This window comes from Methylobacterium planeticum, from assembly GCF_008806345.1.
Taxonomy (GTDB): Bacteria; Pseudomonadota; Alphaproteobacteria; order Rhizobiales; family Beijerinckiaceae; genus Methylobacterium; species Methylobacterium planeticum.
Genome location: NZ_VZZJ01000003.1, coordinates 13,385 through 29,073, shown reverse-complemented (window position 1 = coordinate 29,073; position 15,689 = coordinate 13,385). Strand labels below are relative to the sequence as shown.

The 15,689-nt window shown below is 71.7% G+C and carries 16 protein-coding genes and 1 other RNA gene; 10 read left to right on the top strand and 7 right to left on the bottom strand.

The features are described from left to right. The first annotated feature begins 307 nt into the window (after window positions 1-307). Both F6X51_RS03880 and F6X51_RS03875 read left to right on the top strand, forming a co-directional pair. Complete coding sequence (locus tag F6X51_RS03880) at window positions 308-1,930, top strand: hybrid sensor histidine kinase/response regulator (protein ID WP_150961914.1); 1,623 nt, start codon at window positions 308-310, stop codon at window positions 1,928-1,930. 31 nt (window positions 1,931-1,961) lie between these two features. Next, the gene (locus F6X51_RS03875) at window positions 1,962-2,279 is read left to right on the top strand and encodes a plasmid stabilization protein (protein WP_150961913.1); all 318 of its coding nucleotides are present in this window, start codon (window positions 1,962-1,964) and stop codon (window positions 2,277-2,279) included. 57 nt (window positions 2,280-2,336) lie between these two features. Here the strand turns inward: F6X51_RS03875 and F6X51_RS03870 are convergent, their stop codons facing one another. The 6 genes from F6X51_RS03870 to gap all read right to left on the bottom strand — a co-directional run bounded on the left by F6X51_RS03870 (window position 2,337) and on the right by gap (window position 8,326). Further along, window positions 2,337-3,404 carry a tetratricopeptide repeat protein gene (locus F6X51_RS03870; protein WP_246696615.1) on the bottom strand — a complete coding sequence of 356 codons (1,068 nt, stop codon included), beginning with the start codon at window positions 3,402-3,404 and terminating at the stop codon, window positions 2,337-2,339. Further along, window positions 3,401-4,060, bottom strand: a complete 660-nt coding sequence (locus F6X51_RS03865; RefSeq protein WP_150961912.1) for a thiamine phosphate synthase — start codon at window positions 4,058-4,060, stop codon at window positions 3,401-3,403. The genes F6X51_RS03870 and F6X51_RS03865 overlap by 4 nt, the downstream gene beginning before the upstream one ends. A gap of 35 nt (window positions 4,061-4,095) precedes the next feature. Beyond that, window positions 4,096-5,169, bottom strand: a complete 1,074-nt coding sequence (gene fba / locus F6X51_RS03860) for a class II fructose-bisphosphate aldolase (protein WP_150961911.1) — start codon at window positions 5,167-5,169, stop codon at window positions 4,096-4,098. Between the two features lie 206 nt (window positions 5,170-5,375). Continuing rightward, on the bottom strand, window positions 5,376-6,575 hold the full coding sequence (locus F6X51_RS03855; RefSeq protein ID WP_150961910.1) for a phosphoglycerate kinase: 1,200 nt from the start codon (window positions 6,573-6,575) through the stop codon (window positions 5,376-5,378). 46 nt (window positions 6,576-6,621) lie between these two features. After that, entirely contained in the window at window positions 6,622-7,170 is a 549-nt protein-coding gene (locus tag F6X51_RS03850) for a hypothetical protein (protein ID WP_150961909.1), read from the bottom strand. Between the two features lie 145 nt (window positions 7,171-7,315). After that, a complete protein-coding gene (gene gap, locus F6X51_RS03845; protein WP_150961908.1) occupies window positions 7,316-8,326 on the bottom strand; it encodes a type I glyceraldehyde-3-phosphate dehydrogenase in 1,011 nt (336 codons plus the stop codon). 479 nt (window positions 8,327-8,805) lie between these two features. Here gap and F6X51_RS03840 point away from each other — a divergent pair, with 479 nt between their 5' ends. From F6X51_RS03840 to F6X51_RS03810, 7 genes are all read left to right on the top strand, one after another. Further along, on the top strand, window positions 8,806-9,096 hold the full coding sequence (locus tag F6X51_RS03840) for a DUF4164 family protein (protein WP_150961907.1): 291 nt from the start codon (window positions 8,806-8,808) through the stop codon (window positions 9,094-9,096). A gap of 18 nt (window positions 9,097-9,114) precedes the next feature. Continuing rightward, entirely contained in the window at window positions 9,115-9,474 is a 360-nt protein-coding gene (locus F6X51_RS03835) for a cell division protein ZapA (RefSeq protein ID WP_150961906.1), read from the top strand. A gap of 199 nt (window positions 9,475-9,673) precedes the next feature. Continuing rightward, window positions 9,674-9,831: non-coding RNA, 6S RNA (gene ssrS / locus F6X51_RS03830), on the top strand. Then, a complete protein-coding gene (locus tag F6X51_RS03825; protein WP_150961905.1) occupies window positions 9,821-10,414 on the top strand; it encodes a 5-formyltetrahydrofolate cyclo-ligase in 594 nt (197 codons plus the stop codon). The genes ssrS and F6X51_RS03825 overlap by 11 nt, the downstream gene beginning before the upstream one ends. A gap of 8 nt (window positions 10,415-10,422) precedes the next feature. Next, window positions 10,423-11,244: a TIGR00282 family metallophosphoesterase gene (locus F6X51_RS03820; RefSeq protein WP_150961904.1), complete on the top strand. Its 822-nt coding sequence runs from the start codon at window positions 10,423-10,425 to the stop codon at window positions 11,242-11,244. Window positions 11,245-11,379: 135 nt separating this feature from the next. Further along, window positions 11,380-12,360 carry a MotA/TolQ/ExbB proton channel family protein gene (locus tag F6X51_RS03815; RefSeq protein ID WP_150961903.1) on the top strand — a complete coding sequence of 327 codons (981 nt, stop codon included), beginning with the start codon at window positions 11,380-11,382 and terminating at the stop codon, window positions 12,358-12,360. 4 nt (window positions 12,361-12,364) lie between these two features. Beyond that, window positions 12,365-13,378: a peptidoglycan -binding protein gene (locus tag F6X51_RS03810; RefSeq protein ID WP_150961902.1), complete on the top strand. Its 1,014-nt coding sequence runs from the start codon at window positions 12,365-12,367 to the stop codon at window positions 13,376-13,378. A 30-nt stretch (window positions 13,379-13,408) separates the two neighbouring features. Here F6X51_RS03810 and F6X51_RS03805 read toward each other — a convergent pair whose 3' ends face one another. Continuing rightward, window positions 13,409-15,256 (bottom strand): ABC transporter transmembrane domain-containing protein, encoded by a 1,848-nt coding sequence (locus tag F6X51_RS03805; protein ID WP_150961901.1) that lies wholly within the window; start codon window positions 15,254-15,256, stop codon window positions 13,409-13,411. A 155-nt stretch (window positions 15,257-15,411) separates the two neighbouring features. Here F6X51_RS03805 and rpmE point away from each other — a divergent pair, with 155 nt between their 5' ends. After that, complete coding sequence (gene rpmE, locus F6X51_RS03800; protein ID WP_150961900.1) at window positions 15,412-15,666, top strand: 50S ribosomal protein L31; 255 nt, start codon at window positions 15,412-15,414, stop codon at window positions 15,664-15,666. Window positions 15,667-15,689: the final 23 nt, after the last annotated feature.

Below are 15,689 nucleotides of genomic sequence, written 5' to 3'. Positions count from 1 at the left end.
GCGTGAATCGCGTCCCGACGCCCTCGATACTGCTTGAATTCCTTATCAGGTTCGCCGAGGCAAGAAGATCGGTGCGTCCGGGGCTGATTTCTCATGAAGTCGGGACGCCTGTTGCAGCGATGTCGCGAAGGCGGCGGGGTGCGTCGCCATCCGCACCGAACGGATCCTGCCGCACCGCAGCGGCGCGACGGCGATGCACGGGCCCAGTCGGTCGACAGCCTGGGCGCGGATGAATAGAACCACCGTGCACGGTTGGATGGTGCCCAGTGCGGTCCGGACCGCTGAACCCGGTGTGACACACGCGAGCATGGTCGACATTCCCGAGAAGCCCCCGACCGGCACGAGGACCCGCGTCAGCTCGGGCTCCTCCGGCCCCATCACCGATCATCATGCCGACATCTTCTTCGCCGCGGTGGAGACCACGCGGATGCCGATGATCGTCACGGATCCCCACCAGCCGGACAACCCGATCATCTTCGCCAACAAGGCGTTCATCGCGATGACGGGCTTCACCACCGAGGAGGTGATCGGCCGGAACTGCCGGTTCCTGCAGGGCCCCGAGACCGACCGGGAGACGATCGCGGACCTGCGCGGCGCGATCGCCGAGCGCCGGGAATTCGCCACCGAGATCCTGAACTACCGCAAGGACGGCTCCTCGTTCTGGAGCGCGCTGTTCGTCTCCCCGGTGATGAACGTCGACGGGGACCTCGCCTACTTCTTCGGGTCGCAGCTCGACGTGTCGCGCCGCCGCGACGCCGAGGAGGCGCTCGGCCAAGCCCAGAAGATGGAGGCCCTCGGGCAGCTCACGGGGGGCATCGCGCACGATTTCAACAACCTGCTCCAGGTCATCGTCGGCTATGTCGACATCCTGGCGGCGGGGATCGAGAAGCCCGATGCCGACCGGGCCCGCCTGGGACGGGCCACCGAGAACATCCGTCAGGCGGCCGAGCGCGCCACGACGCTCACGCAGCAGCTCCTCGCCTTCGCCCGGAAGCAGCGCCTGGAGGGCCGGGCCGTCAACCTCAACACCCTCGTCGAGGGCATGGCCGACATGGTCAACCGCTCCCTCGGCGCGCAGATCAGCGTGGAGTTCCGGCTCGCCGAGCGCCTCTGGAACTGCCGCGTCGACCCGACCCAGGCCGAGGTCGCGATCCTCAACGTCCTGATCAACGCCCGCGACGCGATGCCGTCGGGCGGGCGCGTCGTCATCACCACCGAGAACCGCACGATCGACGAAAGCGACGGGACCGGCGTCGGGCCGCTGCGGGGTGGGCGCTATGTCGGCATCAGCATCACCGATTCGGGCACCGGCATCCCGCCGAACCTGCTGGCGCGGGTGATGGACCCGTTCTTCACCACCAAGGACGAGGGCAAGGGCACGGGCCTCGGCCTCTCCATGGTCTACGGCTTCGCCAAGCAATCGGGCGGGGCGGCCCAGATCGAGTCCGCGATGGGGGAGGGCACGACGGTGCGCCTCTCCTTCCCGGCGACCGAGGGCGACGACCACGCCGCGCCGCGGATCTCGCAGCGGGTGGTCGACCGCCCCGGCACCGAGACCGTCCTGATCGTCGACGACCGGGAGGACGTGGCCGAGCTCGCCCGGGCGATCCTGCGGGATTTCGGCTACACCACCCTGACGGCCGCCAACGGGCGCGAGGCCCTCGACATCCTCGATGCCAGCGAGCAGGTCGACCTGCTCTTCAGCGACCTGATCATGCCCGGGGGAATGAACGGCGTCGTGCTGGCCCGCGAGGCCCGCAAGCGTCAGCCGCGCCTCAAGGTTCTGCTCACCACCGGCTACGCCGAGGCGAGCCTGGAGCGAACCGATGTCGGGGGTTCGGAGTTCGACATCCTGAACAAGCCCTACCGGCGCACCGACCTCATCCGGCGCGTGCGTGCGGTCCTGGATGGGCCCACCGACGTCGGCTGACCGGCGGCGGGCCGAGCGTGAGGAGCGTAGCATGTCCCGCGGCGACAAATCGAAATACACCGACAAGCAGGTCCGCAAGGCGGAGCACATCGCCGAATCCTACGTCGATCGTGGGGTGCCGGAGGCCGAGGCGGAGGCCCGGGCCTGGGCGACGGTCAACAAGGATGACGGCGGCGGCAAGAAGCCCGGCGGCTCCGGCCGCGGCAAGGTCACCGGGCACCCGGCGGCCCACAAGGGCGGTGCCGCGGGCGGCAAGGCCGCGGCCACCCGGACGGCCGCCGAGCGCTCGGCCTCCGCCCGGAAGGCCGCGGCGACCCGCAAGCGCAACGCGGCGGCCAAGGCCTCCTGACGACGGCGGACGGGCGCGCGGACGCACCCCCGCCCGCATCCGCGGGCACGGCGAGCGCTACTTCACGTTCGCCCGCTCGGCGGCGAGCCGTTCGGCGCGGCCGCGCTCGTCGGCCGTGAGGCCGGTCAGGGTCTGGTCGAGCCACGCGTCGGAGAGCCCCTGGGCGGCCGCCGCGAGGTTCCAGGCCGCCGCCTCCACGAGGTTCTTCGGGACGCCGCGCCCGACCGCGTAGAGCCGCGCCACGCGGTTCTGCGCGATGGCGTTGCCGCGGGAGGCCGCGTGCAGGAAGTAGCGGGCGGCCCGGGGCTCGTCCTTCGTCAGGCCCGTCCCGTTGAACAGCAGGATCGCGAACTCGACTTCGCCGGCGAGATCCCCGTTATCGGCCGAGCGCCGGAACCAATCCGCCGCCCTGGACGGGTCCTTCGGGACCCCGCGGCCCTGGAGATAGAGCACGCCGAGATCGTGCTGGGCGGGGCCGAGCTCCGCATCCGCAGCCTTGCGGAAGAGGGTGGCGGCCCGCGCCTGGTCCGCATCCGTGCCCGAGCCGAGCAGGAGCAGGGCGAGGTTGTAGGCGGCGCTCGGCTGCCCGGCCTCGGCGGCCTGTTCCAGCCAGCGCCGGCCCGCCTTCGCGTCCTTGACCATGCCGCGGCCGTCCATCGCCATCAGCCCGAGGGAAGCCATGGCCTGCGGCTCGCCCTGGGCGGCGGCGAGGCGGTACCACTCGGCCGCCTTCTGGGCGTCCTGCCGGATGCCCAACCCCTGGTTGTAGAGTTCGCCGAGCAACGTCATCGCGGCCGTGTCCTTGCGGTCGGTCTCGATGCGCTTGGTGGCCTCGCGAAAGGCCGTGACGTACTGGCCGCGCTGATAGGCCCCGTAGGCGAAGTCCGGAGCCTTGTCGGAGGGCGGCGGCCGGGCGCCGCCGTTGTAGTTCGGGGTGTAGGGTGAGGGCAGCTCGCGCGTCGGCGCCTTGGGCGACTCGCCCTTCGCGTCGGCCTTGGGTGCCTCGACCTTCGACTGGGCCCTGGCAGGGCCGCCGGGTTGCGTCGCCGCGGGCGGCGTCGGTGCCGCGAGCGCCGTGCCGGCGACCAGGGACACGACGGCCGCGAGCGGTCCCGCCAGCTTCACGAAGCGGCCCCGGAGGCGGCGAGCAGCGCCTGCGCCCGGGCCACCGCCGCCGGTTCGGACATCCAGATCCCGCTCTCCAGCCCGACGAACTCGGAGCCCGTCGCGACGAGGCCCGCGACCTCGGCCTCGGCCGCGGCGACCGCGATGCAGGGCGTCTCGAAGATCTCGGCCCACCAGGCCGCGCGCTCCCGCACCGCATCCGGGTCCGGCGCGGCGCCGTCGGCGTAGAGGCCGCCGATCATCAAGTAGTCGATGCCGGCCTCGCCCGCATCCATCGAGGCGTGACGGCTCTCGATGCTGCCGGTCCCCAGGATGCGCCCGTCGCGCAGGCGGCCCCGCAGGTCCGCCAGGACTCCCTCGCCCGGCTTGTCGACATGGACGCCGTCGGCGCCGCCGCGGGCGGCGACGCTGACGAGGTCCCCGTCATGACCCGCGCAGGCCACCACGAGGGCGGCGCCCGCCTCCTGCACCGCCGGCGCGACGCGCTTCACCAGGGCGACGAGGCTGCGCTCGTCGCTCGGGGCGAGGCGCAGCAGCACGGCGGCCACGTCGCCCGCCGCGCAGCCCGCCCTGAGGGCCGTGACGAGGCCGTCGGCGTGGCTCCCGTCGACGCGGTGGGGCGTGAGGAGGGCGAGGCGGGTCTGCGGTTCGGTCATGGGATCTCGCGCCGGGGTCTCGCGCGTGGCGCGGCTCAGTGCGCCCCGCCGATCTTCGGGTCGAGGGAGCCATCGGCGTAGCGCTTGGCCATCGCGCCCACCGAGACGGGGCGGATCTTCGAGCCCTGGCCGGCGGTGTTGAATTCCTCGAAGCGCTGCTTGCAGAGCTTCGTCATCGCGTCCATCGCGGGCTTCAGGTACTTGCGCGGATCGAACTCGGCCTTGTTCTCGGTGAGGACCTTCCGGATCTGGCCCGTCATTGCCATGCGGTTGTCGGTGTCGATGTTGATCTTGCGCACGCCGTGCTTGATGCCGCGCTGGATCTCGTCGACGGGCACGCCCCAGGTCGGCTTCATCTCGCCGCCGAACCGGTTGATGATGTCCTGGAGGTCCTGGGGCACCGAGGAGGAGCCGTGCATGACGAGGTGGGTCGAGGGCAGGCGCCGGTGGATCTCCTCGATCACGTTCATGGCGAGCACCGCGCCGTCGGGCTTGCGGGTGAACTTGTAGGCGCCGTGGCTCGTGCCCATCGCCACCGCGAGGGCGTCGACCTTGGTGGCCTGCACGAACTTCACGGCCTCGTCCGGGTCCGTCAGGAGCTGATCGTGCGAGAGCTCGCCCTCGGCGCCGTGGCCGTCCTCGGCCTCGCCAGTGCCGCTCTCGAGCGAGCCCAGCACGCCGAGCTCGCCCTCGACCGAGACGCCGGCCCAATGCGCCATCTCGGAGACCTTGCGGGTGATCTCGACGTTGTAGGCGTAGTCCGCCGGCGTCTTGCCGTCGGCCTTGAGGGAGCCGTCCATCATCACCGACGTGAAGCCGTACTGGATCGCCGTGGCGCAGGTGGCTTCGTTGTTGCCGTGGTCGAGATGCATGCAGACGGGGATGTGGGGATAGATCTCCACGAGGCCGTCGATCATCTTGGCGAGCAGGACGTCGTTGGCGTAGGCGCGCGCCCCGCGGCTCGCCTGCAGGATCACCGGGCTATCGGTGGCGTCCGCCGCCGCCATGATGGCGAGGCCCTGCTCCATGTTGTTCATGTTGAAGGCCGGCACGCCGTACTCGTACTCGGCCGCGTGATCGAGAAGCTGCCTCAACGTGATCCGCGCCATGATCCCACTCCTCGTCCCAAGGGGCCGTCTGTCCGCCCGTATATAGGCGCCGGGGCAACCGTGGCGGGCACCGCGACGCGAAAATTTCGTGGCTGTCCCCGGCTTAATACCGCGCGCGGCGCGGCCCCCCCGCCCGGGCGGGGCCGCCGCCAATCCGCCGGCCCGGTCCTTCCGGAACGGGCGAGGCCTTGCGCGCGGGCGCGGACCTACTTCGCCCGCAGGGCCTCGACGCCCGGCAGGGCCTTGCCCTCGAGCCATTCGAGGAATGCGCCCCCCGCGGTCGAGACGTAGGAGAAGGTTTCGCCGACGCCCGCGTGGTTGAGGGCCGCCACCGTGTCGCCGCCGCCCGCCACCGAGACGAGGCGGCCGGCCGCGGTGCGCTCGGCGGCATGGCGCGCCGCCGCGACCGTCGCGGCGTCGAAGGGCGCGAGCTCGAAGGCGCCCAGCGGCCCGTTCCAGACCAGGGTCGCCGCCGCGTCGATGGCCGCCTCGATCTCGGCGACCGAGCGCGGGCCGGCGTCGAGGATCATGCCGGCCTCCGGCACGGCGTCGACCGAGACGGTCTCGTGGGGGGCGTGCGCCGCGAAGGCGGAGGCCACGACGGCGTCCACCGGCAGGATGATGCGGCAGCTCGCGGCCTTGGCGGCCTCCAGGATGCGGATCGCGGTGTCGGCCAGATCCTTCTCGCACAGCGACGTGCCGACGCCCTTGCCCTGCGCGTGCAGGAAGGTGTTGGCCATGCCGCCGCCGATGACGAGCATGTCGACCTTGGCCACGAGGTTCTGCAGCAGGTCGATCTTCGAGGAGACCTTGGCGCCGCCGACCAGCGCGATGACGGGGCGCCGGGGCGCCTCGAGGCCCTTCGTCAGGGCGTCGAGCTCGGCCTGCATCAGGCGGCCCGCATAGGCGGGGAGCAGGTGGGCCAGCCCCTCCGTCGAGGCGTGCGCCCGGTGCGCCGCCGAGAAGGCCTCGTTGACGTAGAGATCGCCATTGCGGGCGAGCGCCTCAGCGAAGGCCGGATCGTTCGTCTCCTCGCCCGCGTGGTAGCGGGTGTTCTCGAGGAGGAGCACGTCCCCGTCCTTCAGCGCGGCCACCGCGGCCCCGGCCGCCGCGCCGACGCAATCCGCCGCGAAGGCGACCGGGCGGCCGAGATGCCGGCTCAGGGTCTCGACGACGGGCTTAAGCGAATCCTTCGGGTCGGGCTTGCCCTTCGGCCGGCCGAAATGGGCCAGGAGGACGACCCGGCCGCCCTGGTCGGCGATCTCCCGGATCGTCGGCACCACGCGCTCGATCCGGGTCGCGTCGGTGACGCGCCCGTTCTCCATCGGCACGTTGACGTCGACCCGCAGCAGAACGCGCTTGCCCCGCAGGGCGCCGGCATCGTCGAGGGTGCGGAAAGCGGTCATCCTGGCCTTGTATCCGGTTCGGGGGGCTTCGCGCGGCGATCAGGGCTCAGCGCGGCGGCGGGAGCAGGTTCTGGAGGTTGAGGCGCTGCACGGCGACCATCAGGACCACCGTCAGGACGGCGGTGATCACCGCGGTCAGGACGAGGGCGCCGGCGCCGGGCAGGCGCTTGGTGCGGTCGCCCACGGCGCGGACCTCGGTGCGCAAGGCGGCGAGGTCGGATTGGCGGGCGGCCTCGTTCATGCGCGTCGAGGCGTTCTCGACCTTGTCCTCCACCCGCGAGAGCAGGGCCTCGGAGCGGGCGTACTTGTCCTCGATCCGCGCGCACTTGTCCTCGATCCGGGCCAGCTGGTCGGCGAGGTGCGAGCCCGAGATCGGGCCGCCCTGGACCGGCGCCGGGGCGGGCTTGTCGGCCACCGGCACGGGCGCCTTGGCGGATGCAGGCGCGGAAGAAGGCGCAGGCGCGGAAGAAGGCGCAGGCGCGGAAGAAGGCGCGGGCGCAGGCGCGGGCACGGCCGGCGGAGGGGTCGGCGTCGGGGGCGGGGAGGCGGGGATGAAGTCTGGGCCCGTCGCGGTCTTCGGCGAAGCGTCGGTCATCTCAGGCACACCTCTGCGGTCAGGAGCGGTCGCGGCGCGGCCGCGAGGCCCCGTGTATCATCGGTTCGCGGGTCCGGTCGCCCGAAGGCGCCGCCGGCCGGGGTGCCGGTGCGCCTTCGCACGTCGAGGGATCCGAGATAGCGCCTCAGATGAGCTTGGCCATGGCGACCGCCGTGTCGGCCATGCGGTTCGAGAAGCCCCACTCGTTGTCGTACCAGGACAGGATGCGCACGAAGGTGCCGTCCATGACCTTGGTCTGGTCGAGGTGGAAGGTCGAGGAATGCGGATCGTGGTTGAAGTCGATCGACACGTTCGGCCTGTCGGTGACCCCGAGCACGCCCTTGAGCGGTCCGCCCGCGGCCGCCGCCTTGATCGCCTCGTTGATCTCCTCGACCGAGGTCGCGCGCTTGGCCGTGAACACGAGGTCCACCGCCGAGACGTTCGGGGTTGGCACGCGGATCGCGGTGCCGTCGAGCTTGCCCTTCAGCTCGGGCAGGACGAGGCCGACGGCCTTGGCGGCGCCGGTCGAGGTCGGGATCATCGAGAGCGCCGCGGCGCGGCCCCGGTAGAGATCCTTGTGCATCTGGTCGAGGGAGGGCTGGTCGTTCGTGTAGGAGTGGATCGTCGTCATGAAGCCGCGCTCGATGCCGACGGTGGCGTTGAGGACCTGGGCCACCGGCGCGAGGCAGTTCGTGGTGCAGGAGGCGTTCGAGACCACGAGGTGGTCGGCCGTCAGCTTGTCGTGGTTCACCCCGTACACCACCGTGAGGTCGGCCCCGTCGGCGGGCGCCGAGACGAGGGCGCGCTTGGCGCCGGCGTCGAGATGGGCCTTGGCCTTGTCCCGGGCGGTGAAGATGCCGGTGCATTCGAGGGCGATGTCGACGCCGAGGTCGCGGTGCGGCAGCTCGGCCGGGTTGCGCACGGCCGTGACCCTGATGCGCTTGCCGTCGAGGACGAGGAAGTCGCCGTCGACGCCGACGTCACCCGGATAGCGGCCGTGTACGGAATCGAAGCGCAGCAGGTGGGCGTTGGTCTCGACCGGCCCGAGATCGTTGATGGCCACGACCTCGATATCGCTGCGGCCGGCCTCGTGGATGGCGCGCAGGACGTTGCGGCCGATGCGTCCGAAACCGTTGATGGCAACCTTCACCGTCACGGCGTGACTCCTTCCTGGTGCGCGGCGCCGATGCTCGTGCGCCGTCCGTCGTGGAGAGCGGGCTGGCTTGGCCGCCGGCCAAAGCCCGCTCCGTGCAAAACCCGACCCGCTCTGTGCGAAACCTGCTTGAACCTGCGATGAACCGAAGCCGCACCCGGTCTCGCGCCGGCGCCGAGGATCATCCGGCCGAGGGATGACGCGCGCGGGGACCTGGGCATTGTCACGGGCTGAGTTCCGGCATGTCGCGCCGTCACCAGCGGGTGAGCGGGCGGCGGCTGTCTAGCATGGCACTTCGGGGTGTCAAAGCACCCCGGATGACAATCCCCCGTCGTTGACCGGAGGCCCGACTCGGTACGGGGACGGACAGCGTTTTCCCGCACAAATTCGCGCATCGGCGGCTAGAAATCTCGGGCCGTCTGGCCGAAACCTTGCCCCGGGAGGCGATCCATGACCCCGAAGATAAAAAGCTCCGGCGCGCCATGACGGCGATCGACGATGCGCTGGCCCGGCTCGACACCGCGCTCGGCCGGCTCGAGGCCACGGTGGATCGCCGCCTCGAAGGGGAGCGCAGCCCGGACGAGCGCGAGACCGAGCTCGCTCTGATGGCGGAGGACCGGGCCCGCCTCGCCGCCGCCCTCGATGCCGCCAGCGCCCGCCTCGCCGAGGTGGAGGCCACCGCCGACGCGGTGGGCCAGCGCCTGGACCGGGCGATCGACGCCGTCGAGGGCGTGCTGACGCGGCCCCCCGACGATCCGCGTCCCACCGCCTGAGACCGGATCCCTGTCCGCATGCCCCAGATCAACGTCACCATCGACGGCAAGAACTACCGCATGGCCTGCGGCGACGGCGAGGAGGCGCACCTCACCGAGCTCGCGACCGGCCTCGACGCGCGCATCTCCGAGATGCGGCGCGCCTTCGGGGAGATCGGCGACATGCGCCTCCACGTCATGGCGGCCCTGACGGTCTCCGACGAGCTGTCCGAGCTGAAGCGCCGGATGGCCGCCCTCGAGGCGGAGACCGCGGCCCTGCGCCGTCAGGTCGAGGGCGCGGCGGCCGAGCAGGCGGAGCGCGAGGGGCAGATCGCCCGCGGGGTGACCCGGGCGGCCGAGCGCATCGAGCGCCTGTCCCAGGCCCTCGCGGGCGGCTGAGGCCTCGATTCCGCCTCGGCATCCGGAGCCCGCCGCGGCCCCCGGAGCGCGGGCTCGGCGCCCGGGGGCGACGCATGATTCGCGCGGCAGGCTCGCTTTTCCCGCTCGTTTTCCCCGTTCGCTTTTCCTGCCCACTTTTCCTGCGCCCCGGCGCCCGTCGCCCCTGGCGCGGCCGCCCGGGCGACGCTACATGTGGTCTGCGGAGCTGCAGGGTTCGTCAGGAGAACTTTTCCCCGGGGCCTTATCGACTCCCTCGGGAGCTGTCCCTGGCCTTGTCCCTGGACTTGGCCAACACGGCGCCCACCTACTCTGTAGGTTTCCCGGGATCGACACTCCAACGGCTCACGTGGCTCCGCACTCGACGTCTTCCATCAGCGCCCTCAAGGCCGATCTCCGCCGCGCGGCCCTGGCCCGCCGGGACGCCCTCGACCCCGACCACCGCCGCGCCGGCGCACGGCGCGTCGCCGCTTCCGTGCTGGCCCTGCCGGGCCTCGCCGAGGCGCCGATCGTCGGGGCGTTCTGGCCGATCCGCAGCGAGGTCGATCCCCGCCCGATCATCGAGGGCCTGTTCGCGCGCGGGCAGCGCGTCGTCCTGCCGAAGGTGACCCCGGAGGGCCTCGTCTTTCGCGAGTGGCGCTCCGGCGAGGCTCTGGTGCGCGGCGGCTTCGGCCTCAGCGAGCCCCGGGACGACCGGCCGCCCCTCGATCCGACCGCCCTCGTGGTGCCGCTCGCCGCCTTCGACCGGCGCGGCCAGCGCATCGGCTACGGCCGCGGCTACTACGACGGGGCCATCGCCCGCCTCTCGCGCCCGGACCCGGTTCTCACCGTCGGGATCGCCTTCGCGACCCAGGAGATCGACGAGGTGCCGGCCGAGCCCCACGACCGTCCCCTCGACCACCTCATCACCGAGGACGGTCCCGTTCCTCTCCGGAAGGTCTGACACAGCCGATGCGCCTCCTCTTCCTCGGGGACGTCGTCGGGCGTCCGGGCCGCAACGCCGTCACCGACCGGCTTCCGGCCCTGCGCGAGCGCTGGCGCCTCGACTGCGTCGTGGTCAACGGCGAGAACGCGGCCGGCGGCTTCGGCATCACCGAGAGCATCTGCGACGAGATCCTGCAGGCCGGGGCCGACGCCGTGACCCTCGGCAACCATTCCTTCGACCAGCGCGAGGCGCTGGTCTTCATCGCCCGCCAGCCGAAGCTGATCCGCCCGGCCAACTACCCGTCCGGGACCCCGGGGCGGGGGGCCACCATCGTGGAGACCCGGGCGGGGGCGCGCGTCCTTGTGGTCAACGTGATGGGCCGCATCTTCATGGACGCGATGGACGATCCCTTCGCGGCGGCCGAGCGCGAGCTCTCGGCCTGCCCGCTCGGCGACGCGGCCGACGCGGTCGTCGTCGACATGCATGCCGAGGCGACGAGCGAGAAGCAGGCCCTCGCCACCTTCCTCGACGGGCGGGCGAGCCTCGTGGTCGGGACCCACACCCACGCGCCCACCGCCGACCACCGCATCCTCCCCGGAGGCACCGCCTACCTCTCGGATGCCGGGATGTGCGGCGACTACGACAGCGTGCTGGGGATGCAGAAGGACGAGCCCCTGCGCCGCTTCCTCCAGAAGACGCCGGGCTCGCGCCTAGAATCGGCGCAGGGGCCCGGAACCCTGTGCGGCGTCGCGGTCGAGACCGACGCCGCCACCGGCCTCGCCACCCTGGTGGCGCCTGTGCGGTTCGGGCCGCACCTCGAGGAAACCTGGCCCCGGGCCTGGGATTAGCCCCAATCCACCGTGGCCCGCCGGCCGGCCCGGCTTGATCGGGCCGGCACCTGTCGCCACACTGCGCCGAAGATGATCCGGCGTGCCGTTCAAGCTTGAAGCGGTCCTGAGCCTGCAATCGAAGAGTTGCGACCGATGGCGGCCCGTTCTGCGACCCCGACCCTGACCAAACCCAGCATCCATCTGGTGCGGATGCTGGTGTTCCTCATCCTCGTCGGGTTCCTGGCCTTCGTCCTGTTCCGGCAGGTCACCCCGGCCTTCCTGGCCAATCCCGGGCTGAACGGCCTGATCCTCGGCGTGCTGCTGATCGCGGTGCTGCTCGCCTTCGGGCAGGTCGCGCGCCTGTTCCGCGAGGTCTCCTACGTCAACGCGGTGGCGGCGGGCGAGGCGCCGCGCCGGCCCCCGGGCCTGCTCGCCCCCCTGGTTCCCGCCATCGAGGCCCGGCGCGAGGGCGCGACGCTGCCCGGCGTGCGCGCCTTCCTGGATACCGTCTCGGCCCGCCTCGACGAGGGCCGGGACATCCTGCGCTACATCGCGGGCCTGCTCATCCTCCTCGGCCTGCTCGGCACCTTCTGGGGCCTGATCGACACGCTCTCGGCCGTCGGCAACGTCATCAAGTCGATGCGGGGCGGGGGCGAGGCGAGCGTGATGTTCGACGAGCTGAAGAACGGCCTCGCGGTGCCCCTCGGCGGCATCGGCCTCGCCTTCTCGGCCTCCCTGTTCGGCCTCGCCGGCTCCCTCGTCATCGGCTTCCTCGACCTCCAGGCCGGGCAGGCCCAGGCCCGCTTCCACAATCAACTCGAGGATTGGCTGGTCTCGGGGGAGGTCGAGGCGGCCGCGCCGGGCGTCGCCCCGGCGCCGCGCCCGGCCGCGCAGGACCCCGCCTCCGCGGCGGAGCTGCGCGAGGCCGTCGAGCGGCTCACCGCCGTGATCTCGGAAGGCGCCAACGGGCGCGCCGCCACCCAGGCGATGACGAACCTCGCGGAGGGCATCCAGGGCCTCGTGCAGCACATGCGGGCCGAGCAGCAGATGATCCGCGACTGGGTCGAGGCGCAGGCGAGCCGCGAGCGCGAGCTGAAGCAGGTGCTCGACCGCCTCGGCCGCGAGCGGGTCTGAGCCGGTGGCATCCCGGCTGGCGCGGCGCGAGCGCACCCTCAACGTCTGGCCGGGCTATGTCGACGCCCTGGCGACGCTGCTCCTCTCCGTCGTGTTCCTGCTGACGATCTTCGTCGTCGGCCAGTTCTTCCTGTCGCAGGAGATCAGCGGGCGCGACACCGTTCTGCTGAAGCTGAACCGCCAGATCGCCGACCTCACCGACCTCCTGGCCCTCGAGCGCTCGAACCGCCGGGCCCAGGAGGAGACCGCCCAGAACCTGCGCACCACCCTCCTGAGCGCCGAGACCGACCGGGACCGGCTGCGGGCGCAGGCCGAGGCCGGCAGCGCCGCCCAGGGCCAGAGCACCGACCTCGACAAGCAGCTCCAGGCCGAGCGGGGCGCCGCCGCCCGGGCGCTGACGCAGGTCGACCTCCTCAACGAGCAGATCAGCGCCATGCGCCGCCAGCTCGCCGCCCTGGAGGACGCCCTCGCGGCCTCCGAGGCCCGCGACCGCGAGAGCCAGGCGCGCATCGCCGACCTCGGCAGCCGCCTCAACGTGGCGCTCGCCCAGAAGGTGCAGGAACTCGCCCGCTACCGCTCGGACTTCTTCGGCCGCCTGCGCCAGATCCTCGGCAGCCGCAGCGACATCCGCGTCGTCGGCGACCGCTTCGTGCTGCAATCCGAGGTGCTGTTCCCGGCGGGCTCCGCCGCCCTGAAGCCGGAGGCCGGCCCGGAGCTCGACCGCATCGCCGGCGCCATCCTGGACCTCGCCAAGCAGATTCCGGCGGACCTGCCCTGGGTCCTGCGGGTCGACGGCCACACCGATGCGCGGCCGATCTCCAGCTCCCAATTTCCCTCGAACTGGTCGCTCTCGGCAGCGCGCGCCATCGCGGTGGTGCAGTCCATGGCCGCCAGGGGCATCCCGCCCCAGCGCCTCCTGGCCGGCGCCTTCGGCGAGTTCCAGCCCCTCGACGCGGGCGCCACCGAGGACGCCTATTCCCGCAACCGCCGCATCGAGATGAAGCTGACCGAGCGGTAGGCGTCCGGCGGCCCCGGACGTGTCTTCGCGCTACTCGGCCGCCGGGATCGCGGCGGGGCGGGGACGCATCTCCTTGCCTCGGGCGGTCTCGTCGAGGGCGTCGGTGAATTGCAGGGCGGCAAGCTGCGCGTAGAGCGCGCCCTGCGCCAGCAGGCTCTCGTGGGTGCCCTCCTCGACGATGCGCCCCTCGTCGAGGACGAGGATGCGGTCCGCCGCCCGGATCGTGGCGAGGCGGTGGGCGATCACCAGGGTCGTGCGCCCTCCCATCAGCGTGTCGAGGGCGGATTGCACCGCGCGCTCGCTCTCGGCATCGAGGGCCGAGGTCGCCTCGTCGAGGAGCAGGATCGGCGCGTCCTTCAGGATCGCCCGCGCGATGGCGACGCGCTGGCGCTGCCCGCCGGACAGGGTCACGCCGCGCTCGCCGACCGGGGTGGCGTAGCCCTGGGGCAGGGCCCGGATGAACGAATCCGCGTGCGCGAGTTCCGCGGCACGGCGCACCTCGGCCTCGGTTGCCGATGGGCGCCCATATGAAATGTTCTGAAAAACCGTGCCCGAGAACACGGTCGGATCCTGCGGAACCAGGGACAGGCGCTCGCGCAGGGCCTCGGGATCGACCCGGGCGATATCCACCCCGTCGACCCGCACGCTGCCCGATTGCGGGTCGTAGAAGCGCAGCAGCAGCTGCAGGACGGTGGTCTTGCCCGCCCCCGAGGGCCCCACGAGGGCGATCCGCTCGCCGGGCCGGATGGCGAAGCTGATCCCGTCGAGCGATGCGCGCTCGGTCCGGGTCGGGTAGGCGAAGCGCACGGCGTCGAAGGCGACCTCGCCCCGCGGCGGCCGCGGCAGGCTCAGCGGTTCGTCCGGCGTCGCGATGGCGGGTTCGGCCGCCAGGATCTCGCCGAGGCGCTCGGCGGCGCCGGCGGCCTGCGCGAGTTCCCCATACACTTCAGAGAGTTGGCCGAGCGCGCTGGCGCCGAAGACGGCGTAGAGCACAAATTGCGACAGCTGGCCCGCCGACATCGCGCCCGTGAGGACGCCCTGCGCGCCGTACCACATCACCCCGACGACGCTGGCCGAGATCAGGAAGATCGCCACCCCGGTGAGCAGCGCCCGGGCCCGGATCGAGTCGCGGGCGGCCGAATAGGCGTTCTCGGACGCCTCGGCGAAGCGGGTGGCCGTGGCCTGGCCCATGCCGAAGGCCTGCATGGTGCGCACGGCGCCCACGGCCTCGGCCGCGTAGGCGGACGCGTCCGCGAGGCGGTCCTGCGCGGCCCGGGAGCGCCTGCGCACGCCCCGCCCGGAGAGGATCAGCGGGAACACGATGAGCGGAATCGCAATCAGTACCAGGATCGAGAGCTTCGGGCTCGTGATGACCATCATCACCACCGCCCCGATGAACAGGAACGCGTTGCGCAGCAGGATCGAGATCGAGACGCCGAAGACGGACTTCACCTGGGTCGCGTCCGCCGTCAGACGGGAGACGATCTCGCCGGATTGCGCCTTGTCGAAGAAGGCGGGGTCGAGGGTCGTCAGGCGGCGGAAGACGGCGGAGCGCAGGTCCGCGACCACGCGCTCGCCGAGCGTCACCACCGTGTAGTAGCGCCCGGCGCTCGACAGGGCGAGGACGGCCACGACCCCGAGCAGGGCCATGAAGTAGGCATCGATGACGCTGTGGCCCTCGGGGGAGAAGCCGTGGTCGATGACCCGCCGCATCGCGATCGGAACCACCAGCGTCGCGCCGGAGGCGGCGAGCAGCGACACGAAGGCGGCGAGGATGCGCCCGCGATAGGCGGCGGCGAACGGGATCAGCGGGCGCAGCGCGCCGAGCGATGCCTTGCCGCGCTCCTCGCTGCCGCGGCTCTGGTTACGGGCGGCCATCGTGCCTCATTGTCGTTGCTCCCTCACTCAGGTGTCTTCTACGCTTGTTCGCGGCTTAAGCCTGCGGTATACGCGCGCCTTCATCCGATTGCGCGTGTTCAATGGCCGCGGGCCGCCAGACGGGCCGGTCGGCGTGGCTATTCGAGGACTTCGTCATGGCAAAGAGTGCGGCCGACAAGGCCAAGGGGACCGAGCATCCCGATTACCATTTCATCAAGGTCGTGATGACCGATGGGTCCGACTACATGACCCGGTCGACTTACGGCAAGGAGGGCGACACCCTCAATCTCGACATCGATCCGCTCACGCATCCGGCCTGGACCGGCGGCGAGCAGAAGATGCTCGATCGCGGCGGCCGTGTCTCGCGCTTCAACTCGCGGTTCGGCAGCCTCAGCTTCGGCAAGAAGTAGATCGATCGACAGGCCGCCTGTCC

Excerpts from the sequence above, each read along its gene's own strand:
- F6X51_RS03865 (WP_150961912.1), bottom strand. The coding sequence starts at position 4,060 with ATGACCGAACCGCAGACCCGCCTCGCCCTCCTCACGCCCCACCGCGTC.
- F6X51_RS03850 (WP_150961909.1), bottom strand. The coding sequence starts at position 7,170 with ATGACCGACGCTTCGCCGAAGACCGCGACGGGCCCAGACTTCATCCCC.
- rpmE (WP_150961900.1), top strand. The coding sequence starts at position 15,412 with ATGGCAAAGAGTGCGGCCGACAAGGCCAAGGGGACCGAGCATCCCGAT.
- F6X51_RS03820 (WP_150961904.1), top strand. The coding sequence starts at position 10,423 with ATGCGCCTCCTCTTCCTCGGGGACGTCGTCGGGCGTCCGGGCCGCAAC.
- F6X51_RS03875 (WP_150961913.1), top strand. The coding sequence starts at position 1,962 with ATGTCCCGCGGCGACAAATCGAAATACACCGACAAGCAGGTCCGCAAG.
- F6X51_RS03835 (WP_150961906.1), top strand. The coding sequence starts at position 9,115 with ATGCCCCAGATCAACGTCACCATCGACGGCAAGAACTACCGCATGGCC.
- F6X51_RS03880 (WP_150961914.1), top strand. The coding sequence starts at position 308 with ATGGTCGACATTCCCGAGAAGCCCCCGACCGGCACGAGGACCCGCGTC.
- F6X51_RS03805 (WP_150961901.1), bottom strand. The coding sequence starts at position 15,256 with ATGGCCGCCCGTAACCAGAGCCGCGGCAGCGAGGAGCGCGGCAAGGCA.
- F6X51_RS03855 (WP_150961910.1), bottom strand. The coding sequence starts at position 6,575 with ATGACCGCTTTCCGCACCCTCGACGATGCCGGCGCCCTGCGGGGCAAG.
- fba (WP_150961911.1), bottom strand. The coding sequence starts at position 5,169 with ATGGCGCGGATCACGTTGAGGCAGCTTCTCGATCACGCGGCCGAGTAC.
- F6X51_RS03840 (WP_150961907.1), top strand. The coding sequence starts at position 8,806 with ATGACGGCGATCGACGATGCGCTGGCCCGGCTCGACACCGCGCTCGGC.
- F6X51_RS03815 (WP_150961903.1), top strand. The coding sequence starts at position 11,380 with ATGGCGGCCCGTTCTGCGACCCCGACCCTGACCAAACCCAGCATCCAT.